Annotated in this window: 12 protein-coding genes; 4 read left to right on the top strand and 8 right to left on the bottom strand. The window is 69.7% G+C overall.

Going from position 1 to position 15,765, the window contains the following annotated elements; translation table 11 throughout:
- Positions 1-403 precede the first annotated feature (403 nt).
- The 3 genes from ACH4DZ_RS38385 to thyX all read right to left on the bottom strand — a co-directional run bounded on the left by ACH4DZ_RS38385 (position 404) and on the right by thyX (position 4,085).
- Positions 404-2,089 (bottom strand): ribonuclease J, encoded by a 1,686-nt coding sequence (locus ACH4DZ_RS38385; protein ID WP_398293298.1) that lies wholly within the window; start codon positions 2,087-2,089, stop codon positions 404-406.
- Between the two features lie 134 nt (positions 2,090-2,223).
- Entirely contained in the window at positions 2,224-3,123 is a 900-nt protein-coding gene (gene dapA / locus ACH4DZ_RS38380) for a 4-hydroxy-tetrahydrodipicolinate synthase (RefSeq protein WP_398293295.1), read from the bottom strand.
- A 221-nt stretch (positions 3,124-3,344) separates the two neighbouring features.
- A complete protein-coding gene (gene thyX, locus ACH4DZ_RS38375) occupies positions 3,345-4,085 on the bottom strand; it encodes an FAD-dependent thymidylate synthase (RefSeq protein WP_398293293.1) in 741 nt (246 codons plus the stop codon).
- 220 nt (positions 4,086-4,305) lie between these two features.
- Here thyX and ACH4DZ_RS38370 point away from each other — a divergent pair, with 220 nt between their 5' ends.
- Positions 4,306-4,545, top strand: a complete 240-nt coding sequence (locus ACH4DZ_RS38370; RefSeq protein ID WP_398293291.1) for a hypothetical protein — start codon at positions 4,306-4,308, stop codon at positions 4,543-4,545.
- A gap of 122 nt (positions 4,546-4,667) precedes the next feature.
- Positions 4,668-5,228, top strand: coding sequence for a hypothetical protein (locus tag ACH4DZ_RS38365; RefSeq protein ID WP_398293290.1), 561 nt, complete (start codon positions 4,668-4,670; stop codon positions 5,226-5,228).
- Between the two features lie 77 nt (positions 5,229-5,305).
- Here ACH4DZ_RS38365 and ACH4DZ_RS38360 read toward each other — a convergent pair whose 3' ends face one another.
- From ACH4DZ_RS38360 to rpsO, 5 genes are all read right to left on the bottom strand, one after another.
- Positions 5,306-5,758 (bottom strand): hypothetical protein, encoded by a 453-nt coding sequence (locus ACH4DZ_RS38360; protein WP_398293288.1) that lies wholly within the window; start codon positions 5,756-5,758, stop codon positions 5,306-5,308.
- A gap of 5 nt (positions 5,759-5,763) precedes the next feature.
- Positions 5,764-6,516, bottom strand: a complete 753-nt coding sequence (gene dapB / locus ACH4DZ_RS38355; RefSeq protein WP_398293286.1) for a 4-hydroxy-tetrahydrodipicolinate reductase — start codon at positions 6,514-6,516, stop codon at positions 5,764-5,766.
- Between the two features lie 51 nt (positions 6,517-6,567).
- Positions 6,568-7,947, bottom strand: a complete 1,380-nt coding sequence (locus tag ACH4DZ_RS38350) for a M16 family metallopeptidase (RefSeq protein WP_398293283.1) — start codon at positions 7,945-7,947, stop codon at positions 6,568-6,570.
- Positions 7,944-10,163 (bottom strand): polyribonucleotide nucleotidyltransferase, encoded by a 2,220-nt coding sequence (locus tag ACH4DZ_RS38345; RefSeq protein ID WP_398293281.1) that lies wholly within the window; start codon positions 10,161-10,163, stop codon positions 7,944-7,946. The genes ACH4DZ_RS38350 and ACH4DZ_RS38345 overlap by 4 nt, the downstream gene beginning before the upstream one ends.
- A 409-nt stretch (positions 10,164-10,572) precedes the next feature.
- Positions 10,573-10,863: a 30S ribosomal protein S15 gene (gene rpsO / locus ACH4DZ_RS38340; RefSeq protein WP_107021727.1), complete on the bottom strand. Its 291-nt coding sequence runs from the start codon at positions 10,861-10,863 to the stop codon at positions 10,573-10,575.
- 294 nt (positions 10,864-11,157) lie between these two features.
- On the opposite strand from rpsO, the gene ACH4DZ_RS38335 reads away from it, so the two are divergent.
- Both ACH4DZ_RS38335 and ACH4DZ_RS38330 read left to right on the top strand, forming a co-directional pair.
- Positions 11,158-11,454, top strand: a complete 297-nt coding sequence (locus tag ACH4DZ_RS38335) for a DUF397 domain-containing protein (protein WP_398293279.1) — start codon at positions 11,158-11,160, stop codon at positions 11,452-11,454.
- 415 nt (positions 11,455-11,869) lie between these two features.
- Positions 11,870-15,718: an SCO5717 family growth-regulating ATPase gene (locus ACH4DZ_RS38330; protein WP_398293277.1), complete on the top strand. Its 3,849-nt coding sequence runs from the start codon at positions 11,870-11,872 to the stop codon at positions 15,716-15,718.
- The last annotated feature ends 47 nt before the right edge of the window (positions 15,719-15,765 follow it).

Raw genomic sequence — 15,765 nt, 5'->3', positions numbered from 1 at the left:
CGGGGTATCAACATATCTGGCGTTGATTTTTGGCACGCTGTTGAGTTCTCAAGGAACGGACGCTTCCTTTGTACTCACCCTCTCGGGCTTTCCTCTGGGCGCTTCCCTTCGGTCTTGCTGTTTTACTGTTGTGCTTGTCTTGCTGTCTTGCGTTTCCGACTCTATCAGACCGTTTCCGGTTCCGATTTCCTCGGTGCTTTCCAGGTTTTCGCTTTCGCGTTTCCCTTTCCGGCGATTCCGACTTTATCAGAAGTTCTGAGTCAGAATTCCCGCCCCGTCCGGGGAGGTCCGGACACCAAGTTGTGTCGGGTTCCCGTTCAGGCGGAGCCGTAAACGTACTGGAGCGGAGCGCCCCGATGCAAATCGAGGTGCCCCGCTCCGGGTGTACGTGCTACGAGGTGGCTCAGACCTCGACGACGACCGGCAGGATCATCGGGCGGCGGCGATAGGTGTCCGAGACCCACTTGCCCAGCGTGCGGCGGATGAGCTGCTGCATCTGGTGGGCTTCGACGACGCCGTCCTGGGCCGACCTCTCCAGGACCTCGACGACCTTCGGGAGGACGGCGCTGAAGGCGGAGTCCTCGATGCCCGAGCCGCGGGCCTGGATGTGCGGCCCGCCGGTGATCTTGCCCGTGCTGGTGTCCAGCACCACGAAGACCGAGATGATCCCCTCGTCACCGAGGATCTTGCGGTCCTTGAGCGTGGGCTCACCGACATCGCCGACCGAGAGGCCGTCGACGTACACGTAACCCGCCTGGACCTTGCCGGAGATTCTCGCCTTGCCCTCGATGAGGTCGACGACCACGCCGTCCTCGGCGATCACGATCCGGTCGTGCGGGACGCCGGTGAGGGCGCCCAGTTCGGCGTTGGCGCGCAGGTGGCGCCACTCGCCGTGGACCGGCATGAGGTTGCGTGGCTTGCAGATGTTGTAGAAGTACAGGAGCTCGCCGGCGGAGGCGTGGCCGGAGACGTGCACCTTGGCGTTGCCCTTGTGGACGACGTGGGCGCCCCAGCGGGTCAGGCCGTTGATGACGCGGTAGACCGCGTTCTCGTTGCCGGGGATCAGCGACGACGCCAGGATCACGGTGTCGCCCTGCACGATCCGGATCTGATGGTCCCTGTTGGCCATCCGCGACAGGGCCGCCATCGGCTCGCCCTGGGAGCCGGTGCAGACGAGGACGATCTCGTGTTGCGGGAGGTCGTCCAGTGTCTTGACGTCCACCACGAGGCCCGGCGGAACCTTCAGATAGCCGAGGTCTCGCGCGATGCCCATGTTGCGGACCATCGAGCGGCCGACGAAGGCGACCCGGCGGCCGTACTCGTGGGCGGCGTCGAGGATCTGCTGGATGCGGTGCACATGGCTGGCGAAGCTGGCCACGATGATGCGCTTGCTGGCACCCGCGAAGACCTGGCGCAGCACGTTCGAGATGTCGCGCTCGGGCGGGACGAAGCCCGGGACCTCGGCGTTCGTGGAGTCCGAGAGGAGGAGGTCGATGCCTTCCTCGCTCAGCCGCGCGAAAGCGTGCAGGTCCGTGAGACGGCCGTCCAGCGGGAGCTGGTCCATCTTGAAGTCGCCGGTGTGCACCACCATGCCCGCGGGGGTGCGGATGGCGACCGCGAGGGCGTCCGGGATGGAGTGGTTGACCGCCACGAACTCGCACTCGAAGGGACCGATGCGCTCCCGGTGGCCCTCCGCGACCTCAAGCGTGTACGGGCGGATGCGGTGCTCCTGGAGCTTCGCCTCGATGAGGGCGAGGGTCAGCTTGGAGCCGATGAGCGGGATGTCCGGCTTCTCGCGGAGGAGAAAGGGGACACCGCCGATGTGGTCCTCGTGGCCGTGCGTGAGGACGATGCCCTCGATGTCGTCGAGACGATCCCTGATCGAACTGAAGTCCGGAAGGATCAGGTCGATCCCGGGCTGCTCCTCCTCGGGGAAGAGCACGCCACAGTCGACGATCAGAAGGCGGCCGTCGTACTCGAAGACCGTCATGTTTCGGCCGATTTCACCGAGGCCACCGAGCGGGGTGACGCGGAGGCCCCCCTGGGGAAGCTTCGGCGGCAGACGGAGTTCCGGATGCGGATGACTCAAAAGACTCTCCTCACCACACGCGCCACGTACCTGGCAGGGCACGTGGCGCGCATGACGTTCGTGCAGTAGCAGTTGTCTGGTGGAGCAGGCGCTGGGCCTGCGTGGTCGTACGTATTCAGTTGTGAAGTCTGTGGTTAGAGCTGTACCCCGCCGGCGGCAAGATCGATCTTGAGTTGCGCGGTCTCCTCGGGCGACAGGCCGACCATGGGCAGGCGCAGCGGTCCGGCGGGCAGGCCCTGCAGGGCGAGTGCGGCCTTGCTGGTCATGACGCCCTGGGTCCGGAACATCCCGGTGAAGACGGGGAGCAGCTTCTGGTGGATCTCGGTCGCCTTCCGGACGTCGCCGCTCGTGTACGCGTCGAGCATCGCCCGCAGCTCGGGGGTGACCACGTGGCCGACCACGGAGACGAAGCCGACCGCACCCACGGAGAGCAGCGGCAGGTTCAGCATGTCGTCGCCCGAGTACCAGGCGAGGTCGCAGCTGGCGATGGCCCAGCTGGCGCGGCCGAGGTCACCCTTGGCGTCCTTGTTGGCGACGATACGCGGGTGCTCGGCGAGGCGCACCAGGGTCTCGGTGTTGATCGGGACACCACTGCGGCCGGGGATGTCGTAGAGCATCACCGGCAGGCCGGTGGCGTCGGCGATCGTGGTGAAGTGCTGGTACAGCCCCTCTTGCGGGGGCTTGTTGTAGTACGGCGTCACGGTGAGCAGGCCGTGTGCGCCGGCCTTCTCGGCGTCGCGGGCCAGCTCGATGCTGTGGCGGGTGTCGTTCGTGCCGACGCCCGCGACGACGTGGGCGCGGTCGCCGACGGCCTCCAGTACGGCTCGTACGAGATCCGCTTTCTCCGCGTTGCTGGTGGTCGGGGACTCGCCCGTGGTGCCGTTGACGATCAGGCCGTCGTTGCCTGCGTCCACCAGGTGGGTGGCGAGCCGCTGCGCGCCGTCGAGATCGAGTGCGCCGTCCGCCGCGAAGGGCGTGACCATGGCAGTGAGGACCCGCCCGAAGGGGGTCTGCGGAGTGGAGGTCGGAGCCATGGGTAACACGCTACTCGCTGCTCACCGTGCGGTCTGCCCTCGGGGGAGTCGACAAGTCAGGACAAAAGTGGAACCCGGCACTGCCTGCTCGGGGGTTCAAGCAGTGCCGGGTCCGTTTCATCAGGCTAGATGAACTTCTCGAAATGCCGCAATACGGACACTTCACCTGGCCGACCCGTACAGATGTGCCCGACCGGCGTCCGACAGGGTGTCGAGGCGCGTTACGGCGCGACGCGCCCGTTCGTGTTGAAGGCGGCGTACGTGAGGGGCATGAGCCGCGCCCACTCCGCCTCCATCTTCTCGCCGACCATCTCGATCTCCCGCTGCGGGAAGGACGGGACCCTGGCCAGCTCGTGCTGGGTGCGCAGGCCGAGGAAGTGCATCAGGGAGCGCGCGTTGCACGTCGCGTACATCGAGGAGAACAGGCCGACCGGGAGGACGGCGCGGGCGACCTCGCGGGCCACCCCGGCGGCGAGCATCTCCTGGTACGCCTCGTACGCCCGGCGGTACGAGTCCTCCATGACGCGGCCCGTGAGCTCCTGCTGGGCCTCGGTGCCGTCCACGAAGACGTACTTGCCGGGGCGGCCCTCCTGGACCAGCTTGCGGGACTCGCCGGGGACGTAGAAGACCGGCTCCAGCTCCCTGTAGCGGCCCGATTCCTCGTTGTACGACCAGCCCACGCGGTGCCGCATGAACTCGCGGAAGACGAAGATCGGGGCGCTGATGAGGAACGTCATCGAGTTGTGCTCGAAGGGGCTGCCGTGCCGGTCCCGCATCAGGTAGTTGATCAGGCCCTTCGAACGCTCCGGGTCCTTCTGCAGCTCACCCAGGGACTGCTCCCCGAGGGTCGAGACCCGGGCGGCGAACAGCACGTCGGAGTCGGAAGCGGTGTGCTTGACCAGCTCGACGGTGACATCGCTGCGGAAGCTGGGCTTGAGATCGTCGGCGGGGGTGTCGGTCACGGCGTGGAGGGTCCTTCCATCACTGGCTCGGGCGGCGCCCACTCTACGGCCCGGCACCGACAACGGGACGTTCGGTGCCGGGCCGCGACACAGGTCGGCGAACTTCTGCGGATCCGGTGGAAGACGGCACCTTTTGGGGCACTCGCTCGTCTGTATTGATGACAACGATTCGTTCGAGTCTCCAGGGGAGATTCGAGTCTCCGGAGGAGAAGCGCACCCCATGTTCCGTCGGCGCGAGCCAGTACCGTTCGCCTTCATCGCCGAAGCCGACCAGTTCCGCAGCAATGTCGCTCCCCCGCCGCGTCAGCGTGCCTCCGCCGGTGAGCTGGTCGGCCGATGGCTCATAGGCCTGACCGTGGTCGCGGGTCTCGTGGGCTCCCTGCTGGTCGGGCTGCCCGCCCTTTCGGCCGACGTCTCGCCCGCGCACACGCAGCAGTCCGACGCGTCCTCGCGCCGCTGACCCTCCTCCTCTGGCCCCATGGCCGGGCAGCACCCTCATGGACCCCCGCGAGTGGTGGGCGGAGATCGGGCTAGGTAGCCTCACCGGGCATAGTCCATGCGTGGATTGAGTGAGGATCAGTCGTGCCCCTGCCCTTTCTGACCGCCGATCGCGCTTTCGACGAGGCCGGCGAGGATCTCGCGCTGCCGTTCGACGACCGCGACCAGTGGCGGCGTCCCTACCGGCCCGGCCCGTGGCGGGTCGGCGCGGCCGCGCTTCTGCTGCTGCTCGCCTCGTACCTGCTGTTCGCGGCGGTCATCATCACCGCGGCCGGTAACGCGTCCGGGGGCGCGGTGTGCCTGACCCTCGCCGTGGTGGTCATCGCGGGCGCCCTGCGGCTGCTGCGGATGGGCGCGTGGGTCAGCGCCGCCGGGCTGCGCCGGGTGCGTTTCCTGCATACGAGTACGACCTCGTGGGCGCACGTCATGGTCGTACGAACGGTGCAGCAGCCGGTGCGCTGGCTCGGGCTCCCGCGGACCGTGCAGGGGCAGGCGCTCGTCCTCGTCCGTGGCGGCCACTCCGGCAACGAGACGACCCCTCTGCTGACCACGCACAACGCGGACTTCCTGGGACGCCCCGAGGCCTTCGACCGGGCCGCGGACGGTGTCGAGGTCTGGGCGGACGAGTACCGACAGCACGCCTGAGCGTCATGACCACCGCGGTCGTGACGACGAAGGGGCCGGCCCGCTGATGCGGGCCGGCCCCTTCGTCGTCATGCCGTTCAGGCCCGTACGGGCTTGCCGTCGTGCAGGGCGATCGCGTGCTGCATCGCCTTGCGGGCCCGTGGGGTGTCGCGAGCGTCGTGGTAGGCGATCGCCAGGCGGAACCAGCTGCGCCAGTCGTCGGGGGCGTCCTCCGTCTCGGCCTTGCGCCGGGCGAAGACCTCGTCGGCGGAGTCGCGGTCGATACGGCCCGCCGGCGTGCGCGCCAGCTCGTCGACGGGCAGCCCGCCCTCGGCGTCGAGCTCGGTGGCGAGCCGGTTGGCCCGCTTCACGAACTGGGTGTTCTTCCAGAGGAACCAGACGCCGATCACCGGCAGGATGAGGACGGCGACACCGAAGGTGACGGTGAGCAGCGTGCCGTGCTGGATCAGCATCACTCCGCGGCTGCCGACCAGGACGAAGTAGACGACCAGGACGGCGGCCGTGACGGCGTACGTGATTTTCGCGGCCATGGCGGTTACTTCAGGTCCAGGAAGTGTTCCAGGCCGAAGGTGAGGCCCGGGGTGTCCACGACGCGGCGTACGCCGAGCAGGATGCCCGGCATGAAGCTGCTGTGGTGGAGGGAGTCGTGGCGGATCGTGAGGGTCTCGCCCTCATCGCCGAGCAGCACCTCCTGGTGGGCCAGCAGGCCGCGCAGCCGGACCGCGTGCACCGGCACGCCCTCGACGTCCGCGCCGCGGGCGCCGTCCAGGCCCGTCGCCGTGGCGTCGGGCTGCGGGGCGATGCCCGCCTTCTGCCGGGCGGCGGCGATGAGCTGGGCGGTGCGGGTGGCGGTGCCGCTGGGGGCGTCCACCTTGTTCGGGTGGTGCAGTTCGATGACCTCGACGGACTCGAAGTACTGCGCGGCCACCTCCGCAAACTTCATGGTGAGGACCGCGCCGATGGAGAAGTTCGGGGCGATGAGCACGCCCGTCCCCGGTGCGGCTGCCAACGAGGTGGTCAGCTGTGCGAGGCGCTCGTCGGTCCAGCCCGTCGTACCGACCACGGCGTGGATGCCGTGGCGGACGCAGAAGTCGAGGTTGTCCATCACCGAGTCGGGCGTGGTCAGTTCGACGACGGCCTGGGCGCCCGAGTCGGTCAGGGTCTCCAGGGTGTCCCCGCGCCCGAGGGCGGCCACCAGCTCCAGGTCCCCGGCGGCCTCGACGGCCCGGACCGCCTCTGATCCGATACGCCCCTTGGCGCCGAGGACCGCCACGCGCAGCTTGCTCATGTTCTTGCTTCCTTAGTCGGGGGCGTACCCCAGTCGAGGACTTGTGCCGCTCTACGCGACGGCTTCGTGCAGACGGGACGCCTGCTTGTCCTTCAGCGGGCCGATGACCGACAACGAGGGCCGCTGTCCCAGGATCTCGGCGGCGACCTCCCGGACGTCGTCCGGGGTGACCGACGCGATCCGGGTCAGCATGTCGTCGACGGACATCTGCTCGCCCCAGCACAGCTCGCTCTTGCCGATACGGTTCATCAGCGCGCCCGTGTCCTCCAGGCCGAGGACCGTGGAACCGCGGAGCTGGCCGATGGCCCGGCCGATCTCGTCGTCGGACAGGCCGTGCTCGGCGACCTGGTCGAGCTCGTCGCGGCAGATCTTCAGCACGTCGTGGACCTGGCTCGGACGGCAGCCCGCGTACACGCCGAAGAGGCCGCAGTCGGCGAAGCCCGAGGTGTACGAGTACACGCTGTAGGCCAGGCCGCGCTTCTCCCGGACCTCCTGGAAGAGGCGGGAGGACATGCCGCCGCCCAGTGCGGTGTTCAGGACGCCGAGCGCCCAGCGGCGCTCGTCGGTGCGGGCCAGTCCCGGCATGCCGAGGACGATGTGGGCCTGCTCTGTCTTGCGGCCGAGGAGCTCGACGCGTCCTGCGGTGCGGAGGGTGCGGGAGCCGTCGCGCGGGGCGATCGGGGTGGCGGCCTGCTGCTTGAGCGCGCCGGCCTTCTCGAAGGCGGCACGGACCTGGCGTACGACCTTGTTGTGGTCGACGTTGCCGGCGGCCGCGACCACGAGGTGGGTCGGGTCGTAGTGCTTCTTGTAGAAGCGCCGGATGCGGTCCGCGGTGAGAGCGTTGACCGTGTCGACCGTGCCGAGGACCGGCCGGCCGAGCGGGGTGTCGCCGAGCATGGTGTGCGCGAACAGGTCGTGCACGCAGTCGCCCGGGTCGTCCTCGGTCATGGCGATCTCTTCGAGGATCGCGCCGCGCTCGACGTTCACGTCGTCCTCGCGGATCAGCGAGCCGGTGAGCATGTCACAGACCACGTCGATGGCGAGCGGCAGGTCGGTGTCGAGCACGCGTGCGTAGTAGCACGTGTACTCCTTCGCCGTGAACGCGTTCATCTCGCCGCCGACCGCGTCGATCGCGGAGGAGATGTCCAGGGCACTGCGCGTGCTCGTGCCCTTGAAGAGGAGGTGTTCGAGATAGTGCGTGGCGCCGTTCAGAGCCGGCGTCTCGTCGCGCGAGCCGACGTGCGCCCAGATGCCGAAGGTGGCGGAGCGCACGGAGGGCAGGGTCTCGGTGACGACGCGCAGGCCCCCGGGGAGGGTGGTCTTGCGGACCGTACCGATGCCGTTCTCGCCCTTGATCAGGGTTTGGGTACGGGCGACGGCCCGCGCCTCCGAGGAGGTGCGGGCCGTCGCCGTGGAGCTGCTCGACGTCACTTGTCGGTGTCGTCCTTCTTCTCGTCGTCGCCCTCTTCGCCCTCGATCACGGGGATGAGGGAGAGCTTGCCTCGGGAGTCGATCTCGGCGATCTCGACCTGGACCTTGGAGCCCACGGCCACGACGTCCTCGACGTTCTCCACGCGCTTGCCGCCGGCGAGCTTGCGGATCTGCGAGATGTGCAGCAGTCCGTCCTTGCCCGGGAGCAGCGACACGAACGCACCGAAGGTCGTCGTCTTCACGACGGTACCCAGGTAGCGCTCACCGACCTCCGGCATGGTCGGGTTGGCGATCGCGTTGATCGTGGCGCGCGCGGCCTCGGCCTGCGAGCCCTGCTGGGCACCGATGTAGATGGTGCCGTCGTCCTCGATCGTGATGTCGGCGCCGGTGTCCTCCTGGATCTGGTTGATCATCTTGCCCTTCGGGCCGATGACCTCACCGATCTTGTCCACGGGGATCTTGACCGTGATGATCCGCGGGGCGTTCGGGGACATCTCGTCCGGCGTGTCGATCGCTTCCATCATCACGTCGAGGATGTGGAGGCGGGCGTCACGGGCCTGCTTGAGGGCCGCGGCCAGGACGGAGGCCGGGATGCCGTCCAGCTTGGTGTCCAGCTGGAGGGCGGTCACGAACTCCTTGGTGCCGGCGACCTTGAAGTCCATGTCGCCGAAGGCGTCCTCCGCACCGAGGATGTCGGTGAGGGCGACGTAGTGCGTCTCGCCGTTGATCTCCTGGGAGATCAGGCCCATGGCGATACCGGCGACGGGGGCCTTGAGGGGCACACCGGCGTTCAGCAGCGACATGGTGGAGGCGCAGACCGAGCCCATGGACGTCGAGCCGTTGGAGCCGAGGGCCTCGGACACCTGACGGATCGCGTAGGGGAACTCCTCGCGCGTCGGCAGGACCGGCACGATGGCGCGCTCGGCGAGCGCTCCGTGGCCGATCTCGCGGCGCTTCGGGGAGCCGACGCGGCCGGTCTCGCCGACGGAGTACGGCGGGAAGTTGTAGTTGTGCATGTACCGCTTGCGGGTCACCGGGGAGAGGGTGTCCAGCTGCTGCTCCATCCGGAGCATGTTCAGGGTGGTGACGCCCAGGATCTGGGTCTCGCCACGCTCGAACAGGGCGGAACCGTGCACGCGCGGGATGGCCTCGACCTCGGCGGCGAGCGTACGGATGTCCGTGACGCCGCGGCCGTCGATGCGGACCTTGTCCTTGATGACGCGCTCACGGACGAGGGCCTTGGTCAGCGAGCGGTACGCGGCGCTGATCTCCTTCTCGCGGCCCTCGAACTGCGGAAGCAGCTTCTCGGCGGCGATCTCCTTGACGCGGTCCAGCTCGGCCTCGCGCTCCTGCTTGCCTGCGATGGTGAGCGCCTGGGACAGCTCGCTCCTGACCGCGGCGGTGAGGGCCTCCAGGACGTCGTCCTGGTGGTCGAGGAAGACCGGGAACTCGCCGGTCGGCTTGGCGGCCTTGGCGGCGAGGTCGGCCTGGGCCTTGCAGAGCACCTTGATGAAGGGCTTCGCGGCGTCCAGACCGGCGGCGACGACCTCCTCGGTCGGCGCCTCGGCGCCGCCCGCGACCAGCGTGATCGTCTTGTCGGTGGCCTCGGCCTCGACCATCATGATCGCGACGTCGCCGTCCTCCAGGACGCGACCGGCGACGACCATGTCGAAGACGGCGTCCTCAAGCTCGGTGTGCGTCGGGAACGCCACCCACTGGCCGTTGATCAGCGCGACGCGGACGCCGCCGATCGGGCCGGAGAAGGGCAGACCGGCCAGCTGCGTGGACGCGGAGGCGGCGTTGATCGCCACGACGTCGTACAGGTGGTCGGGGTTGAGCGCCATGATCGTGGCGACGACCTGGATCTCGTTGCGCAGGCCCTTCTTGAAGGAGGGGCGCAGCGGACGGTCGATGAGGCGGCAGGTGAGGATCGCGTCCTCGGAGGGCCGGCCCTCGCGGCGGAAGAAGCTGCCGGGGATCTTGCCGGCCGCGTACATCCGCTCCTCGACGTCCACCGTGAGGGGGAAGAAGTCGAGGTTGTCCTTGGGCTTCTTGGAAGCGGTGGTGGCCGACAGCACCATGGTGTCGTCGTCCAGGTACGCCACGGCGGAGCCGGCGGCCTGCTTGGCCAGGCGGCCCGTCTCGAAGCGGATGGTGCGGGTGCCGAAGGTTCCGTTGTCGATAACGGCCTCGGCGTAGTGGGTCTCGTTCTCCACTAGCGTTTTCTCCGATACTTTTCGTCTTTCGTCCCGGCCTGCCCGTGTGGCAGGGGGACGCTTCTGCGGAGAAGCGCGCCTTCTTGTGCGGGCCGGTCTTCGATCGAAGCTCCCGGGGCTCGCATTCCCCCGGGGGCCACTACCGAGGACCGGCGGCGGCGAGGTGCGCTTTTCCTCGTGTCCTACCTGTGGTGCTTGGTGTCCTACATGTGGTGCCTGTCGTACGCGTGGTGCGTCTCGTACGTGTGGTGCGACGTGGCGGCCGCGCATCGCTGTGCGCTGTGACGGTGCCACGCTGTGTTCCGCGTATTGCGTTGTGCCACCACACTACAAAGGGGTGGTGACACTCCGCACGTACAGCAAAGGGAGCGGCCCCGTCTTGCGTGGGAACCGCTCCCTTCACGATGTCTTACTTGGCGCCGCCGGCCGCACCGCGGCGGATGCCCAGGCGGTCGACCAGCGCACGGAAGCGCTGGATGTCCTTCTTCGCCAGGTACTGCAGCAGGCGACGGCGCTGACCGACCAGGATCAGCAGACCACGACGGGAGTGGTGGTCGTGCTTGTGGGTCTTGAGGTGCTCGGTCAGGTCCGAGATACGGCGCGAGAGCATCGCGACCTGAACCTCGGGAGAGCCGGTGTCGCCCTCCTTCTGACCGAACTCCGTGATGAGCTGCTTCTTCGTAGCGGCATCGAGCGGCACGCGTACTCCTCGTAGTGTTCTGGTGGCCACCGAGTGCCCCTGGTCCACTTCTCAGGGGAGCTTCCGTAACTCGGGAGGCGGGGATCCGCTGAGCGCGTCCTCCAGGGCCCCTAGGGGCGGTCCGGGGGTGCGTACACATACGGCCGTAACACAGCGTACCAGGGGGTGGGGGCCCTTCCGACCGGGGTTCCCGGAGTCCGGGGAGGCCAGGGCCGGTCCCAGTAGGGTGACGCGAAGTCGTTCGCAGGTCGGGTTCGTTTGTCGGGTTGGTTCGTCGGAAGGGGTCGCTTCGCCATGGCCGAGGCAGAGGACAAGGACGTCAAGGCGCGCAAGGAGCGGGAGAAGGACGAGCTCTACGCCCTCGACATCTCGGGGGTCGAATGGCAGAGCGCGCCCGGTACCGAGGAGCACGAGGAGCGGGTCGAGATCGCGTATCTCCCCGAGGGCGCGGTGGCCATGCGGTCGTCGCTCGACCCGGACACGGTCCTGCGGTACACGGAGGCCGAGTGGCGCGCCTTCGTGCTCGGTGCTCGTGACGGTGAGTTCGACCTGGAGCCGGCGCCGCAGGACGGCGGGGCCGCGGCCGGGTAGTACGGCGGCGGAACCACGCGGCGGCGCGGAGCCGCACAGCGGCGCAGTCCGCACAGCGGCGGAGCGTCAGCCGCAGAACGTCAGCAGCGGAGCGTCAGCAGCAGAAAAGAAGGGCCGGTGGCATGGATGCCGCCGGCCCTTCTCGCTTTAGCGCTCTTTGTCCACTTTGCCTTCCGTGCAAGGCCGTTCGTACGCCACTTCTGGGCAGGCTGTGACGTAGTGGGCGCGACCGGAGGGGTGGACGGGCCTGCCCTGGGGGTGGTTGTGGTGATTAGGCTGGGGTGGGCGCGGCAGTAGTACCCGTGGACGGGACCGCCGCTTCACAGGGGGATCCGGGGCGCGTCGAAAGGCCCCGGACGACGAGAACGGTCGCCCCAGCTCGGCATGAGGGTGCTCGACCACATCAGGAGGAATTGTGAACAGCGATCGGGACGGGATCCGCGGGGGCTGGGCCACACCCGGCGATGACCAGTCCGACGCGGAGTCCGCCGTCGAGACGACGGGCGAGTTCACCATCGACTACGCCCCTCCTGCCTGGTACACGCAGAACGCGTCAGGCAGTTCCGACGGAGCTTCTCCGGCCGCGCCGGAGGCGGACACGACGGACGAGCCGGACGCCCCGGATGAGTCGAACGAGTCGAAGCAGGCCGAGGAAGAGGGGGCGGCCGCGAAGGCGGAGCGGGACGCGGGCGGCACGACCGGCACGGCGCCGGTGGCCGAGCAGGCTCCGGTGGCCCGGCAGGCTCCGGTCGCGCCTTCGTTCGGCCCTCGGCTTCCGGGCGTGCCCGCGTTCGCCTCCGGGACTCCCTACAGTCGACCGGTCGCGCCTCCTGTTGCTCCCGTCGCTCCCGTTGCTCCTGTCGCTCCCGTTGCTCCTGTCGCTCCCGTTGCTCCTGTCGCTCCGGCCAGGGGGCCCGCCGGCGTTCCGAACCTGCCGAACTTCCAGGCACCAGGGCAAGGGGCGGGGCACGGACAAGGCCAGGGCCAGGGCCAGCAGTCGTGGTCTCCGTCACCGTCGGGTGCGGCGGTCCCTCCGGTTGCCGCCCCTCAGGCCGCGCAGGCTCCCGGCGACGCCGAGGGCGACAGCGGCGACGTCGAGAGCGGCGCCACTCTGCGGATCTCCCCCGGCGCCGTGAAGCGAGAGGCCGCGGAGCGGGCCGCAGCCGGTTCCCCGACCGCCGAGGGCGGGCGCGTACCCGGCGCCGAGGCGGCTGCCGAGCCCAAGGCCGCGACCGAGTCCGGGTCCGGGTTCGGGTCCGGGTCCGTCGGCCCGGACTATGTGGCTGACGTTCCGGAGACCGCCGACGGGGAGGTCGTCCAGGTCGCGTTCGGGAGTCAGTCCGAGGACGACGATCAGGTGGACGAAGGGGCCGAGGAGGCGCCTGCGGCGGACGAGGACGAGGAGCGGGAGGACGTGGCCTCAGCTCCGACCCCGGCCCCTGCCGGGGTCGGAGCCGCACAGACGTTCGCGGACGACGACGAGCCGCGACCCGTTGACGCCCTCGCACAGAACTCCGGCAACCCCGATGCTTCCGCGCCCGTGCCGGACGCCGAGCAGGGGGACGCGCCGCCGACGGATGAGGCCGAGCCCGTCGCCGCCGAGCCCCAGGACGCCGTCGCGGAGCCGGTCCCGGACGCGGCCGACGTCGTACAGGACACGCCTCCCGCCTGGACTCCGCCGCCGCTGCCGCAGGGCGGACTGCCTCCGCTGCCGCCGTCGTACCAGCCTGCCGCGCCTGCTGCCGCCGGACAGTGGCCCACGTCGACGGAGGGTGAGGACGAGCAGTCGCAGCCGGATGCTCCGGCTCGGCCGTCCGCGCCGCCGCAGGGACAGCCGTTCCAGCCGCAGGCGCCGCAGCCCTCCCCGCCGGCCTGGCCTGTCACACCCGGTACGCCCGCTGCGCCTGGTGCACCCCCCGCTGCTCCCGGTACGCCCGCTGCCGCCAGTACGCCTGCCCCCGGTGGTCCGGCGTCTCCGGGGCAGCCCGGTGGTTACGGGTTCCCGCAGTTCAGCGCTCCGGGTACAACTCCGGGGGCGCAGGACAGCGTTCCCGGTACGCCCCCTGCGGCCCAGGCAGCCCCTGACTTCCCGCAGCCCCAGCCGCAGCAGCCGCAGCCCGGGGTCGCGACCGCACCTCCGGCTCAGGCTCCTGTTCCGGGTCCCGCGCCGGTCGCGGGTCCGGGACCGCAGGGCGGTTACGGCTTCCCGCAGCCCGGACCCGTCGCCGCGCAGCCCCCTGCCGCCCCCGCACCTCAGGACGGCTACGGTCTCCAGCAGCCGGCGCAGCCCGCGCAGCCCGCGGAGGATCTGCGCGGCGCCCTGGAGGAGGCACGGCGTGCGCGCCGGGCGGCCGCTCAGGCCCAGCCCGTCCAGCCCGTCCAGCACCCGCAGCCTGTCCAGCCCGCCCAACCCGATCCGGCTGCCGCGAACGCGCCCGCGCAAGCCCCTGGTTACGGGTTCCCGCAGCCGGGTGTCCCCAGCGTCCCCAACTCACCTGTGCAGCAGGGGGGGTATGGGTTCCCGCAGGCGCAGGCTCCGCAAGCCCCGCAGGCTCCGGCTCCCCAGCAGCCCGCCGCGCAGCCCTTCCCCCAGCAGGCCCAGCCCTACCAGCAGCCCCAGGCCCAGCCCCAGCCGCCTCAGACCCAGGCCCAGCCGGAACAGCAGGCCCCCGTCGATCCCCGTACCGGTACCGCCTGGCCGCAGCCCGTGCAGCACGATCAGCGGCAGCGGACCAACCCGGGGGCGCCGCTCGGCTACACGGCGGCCGTGGAGCTGTCGTCCGACCGGCTGCTCAACAACAAGAAGCAGAAGGCGAAGAGCGGGCGGCCCACCGCCGGGTCCTCCCGGTTCAAGCTCGGCGGGAAGAAGGAGGAGGCCGAGCGGCAGCGCAAGCTCGACCTGATCCGTACTCCGGTCCTGTCGTGCTACCGCATCGCCGTCATCAGCCTCAAGGGCGGCGTGGGCAAGACGACCACGACGACCGCCCTCGGCGCCACGCTCGCCACCGAGCGGCAGGACAAGATCCTCGCCATCGACGCCAACCCGGACGCCGGTACGCTCGGCCGCCGGGTGCGCCGGGAGACCGGGGCCACCATCCGTGACCTCGTCCAGGCGATCCCGTACCTCAACTCGTACATGGACATCAGGCGGTTCACCTCGCAGGCCCCGTCGGGCCTTGAGATCATCGCCAACGACGTCGACCCGGCCGTGTCGACGACGTTCAACGACGAGGACTACCGGCGCGCGATCGACGTGCTCGGCAAGCAGTACCCGATCATCCTCACGGACTCCGGTACGGGCCTGCTGTACAGCGCCATGCGGGGCGTGCTCGACCTCGCCGACCAGCTCATCATCATCTCGACGCCGTCCGTCGACGGTGCCAGCAGCGCCAGTACGACGCTGGACTGGCTCTCGGCGCACGGGTACGCGGATCTGGTGTCGCGGTCCCTCACCGTCATCTCCGGGGTGCGCGAGACCGGGAAGATGATCAAGGTGGACGACATCGTCAGCCACTTCGAGACGCGCTGCCGCGGCGTGATCGTCGTGCCGTTCGACGAACACCTGGCGGCGGGCGCCGAGGTCAATCTCGACATGATGCGGCCGAAGGTGCGCGAGGCGTACTTCAACCTCTCGGCGTTGGTCGCGGAGGACATCGCGCGGCACCAGCAGTCGCAGGGCCTGTGGACGTCGGACGGCAACCCGCCGCCGGTCGCGGCCCCGCCGATGCCGGGCCAGCAGTATCCGGGCCAGCCCGTGCCCGGACAGCCCGTCCCTGGCCAGCAGTACCCGGGCCAGCCCATGCCCGGCCAGCCCATGCCCGGACAGCCCGTACCGGGCCAGCAGCATCCCGGGCAGTTCCCCCACCAGGGCCAGCCCGCGCAGCCGTCGCAGCCGGCTCAGCCTTACCAGCAGCCCCAGCCTCAACCCCAGCCCCAGCCCCAACCGCCGCATCCCGGCCAGCCGTACCCGCCGCACGGCTCGCAGCCCCCGCACGGAGCATCGCCGCAGCAGCCCGGGCAGCCGGACTACCCCGCCCCCCAGAGCTGGCAGCCCCAGCCCGGGCAGCAGCCGGGCCAGCCCTTCAACCCGAACGCACCCGCGCCCACCCCGGGGCAGCAGTTCCAGCCGGGTGCGACCTACCAGCCCCAGCCCCAGCCCCCGCAGGCGGAACAGAGCGGTCAGGACTCCCAGGGTCAGGGCCACGGCCAGGGGCAAGGCCAAAGCCAACCTCAGACCCCTCCGCCCCCACCGCCCCACCAGTAACCGCCCGCACAGCCAACCCACACAGCTGACCCGTACAGCTAACCCGT

The sequence above is a fragment of the Streptomyces sp. NPDC017991 genome (genome assembly GCF_044328075.1).
In the GTDB taxonomy this organism is placed as follows: domain Bacteria; phylum Actinomycetota; class Actinomycetes; order Streptomycetales; family Streptomycetaceae; genus Streptomyces.
The sequence above is the reverse complement of the archived record's forward strand: the minus strand, read 5'-3'. Positions and strand labels throughout refer to the sequence as shown.

Coding starts and splice junctions, on each gene's coding strand:
- dapA (WP_398293295.1), bottom strand. CDS start 3,123: ATGGCTCCGACCTCCACTCCGCAGACCCCCTTCGGGCGGGTCCTCACT.
- ACH4DZ_RS38370 (WP_398293291.1), top strand. CDS start 4,306: ATGTTCCGTCGGCGCGAGCCAGTACCGTTCGCCTTCATCGCCGAAGCC.
- ACH4DZ_RS38360 (WP_398293288.1), bottom strand. CDS start 5,758: ATGGCCGCGAAAATCACGTACGCCGTCACGGCCGCCGTCCTGGTCGTC.
- dapB (WP_398293286.1), bottom strand. CDS start 6,516: ATGAGCAAGCTGCGCGTGGCGGTCCTCGGCGCCAAGGGGCGTATCGGA.
- ACH4DZ_RS38335 (WP_398293279.1), top strand. CDS start 11,158: ATGGCCGAGGCAGAGGACAAGGACGTCAAGGCGCGCAAGGAGCGGGAG.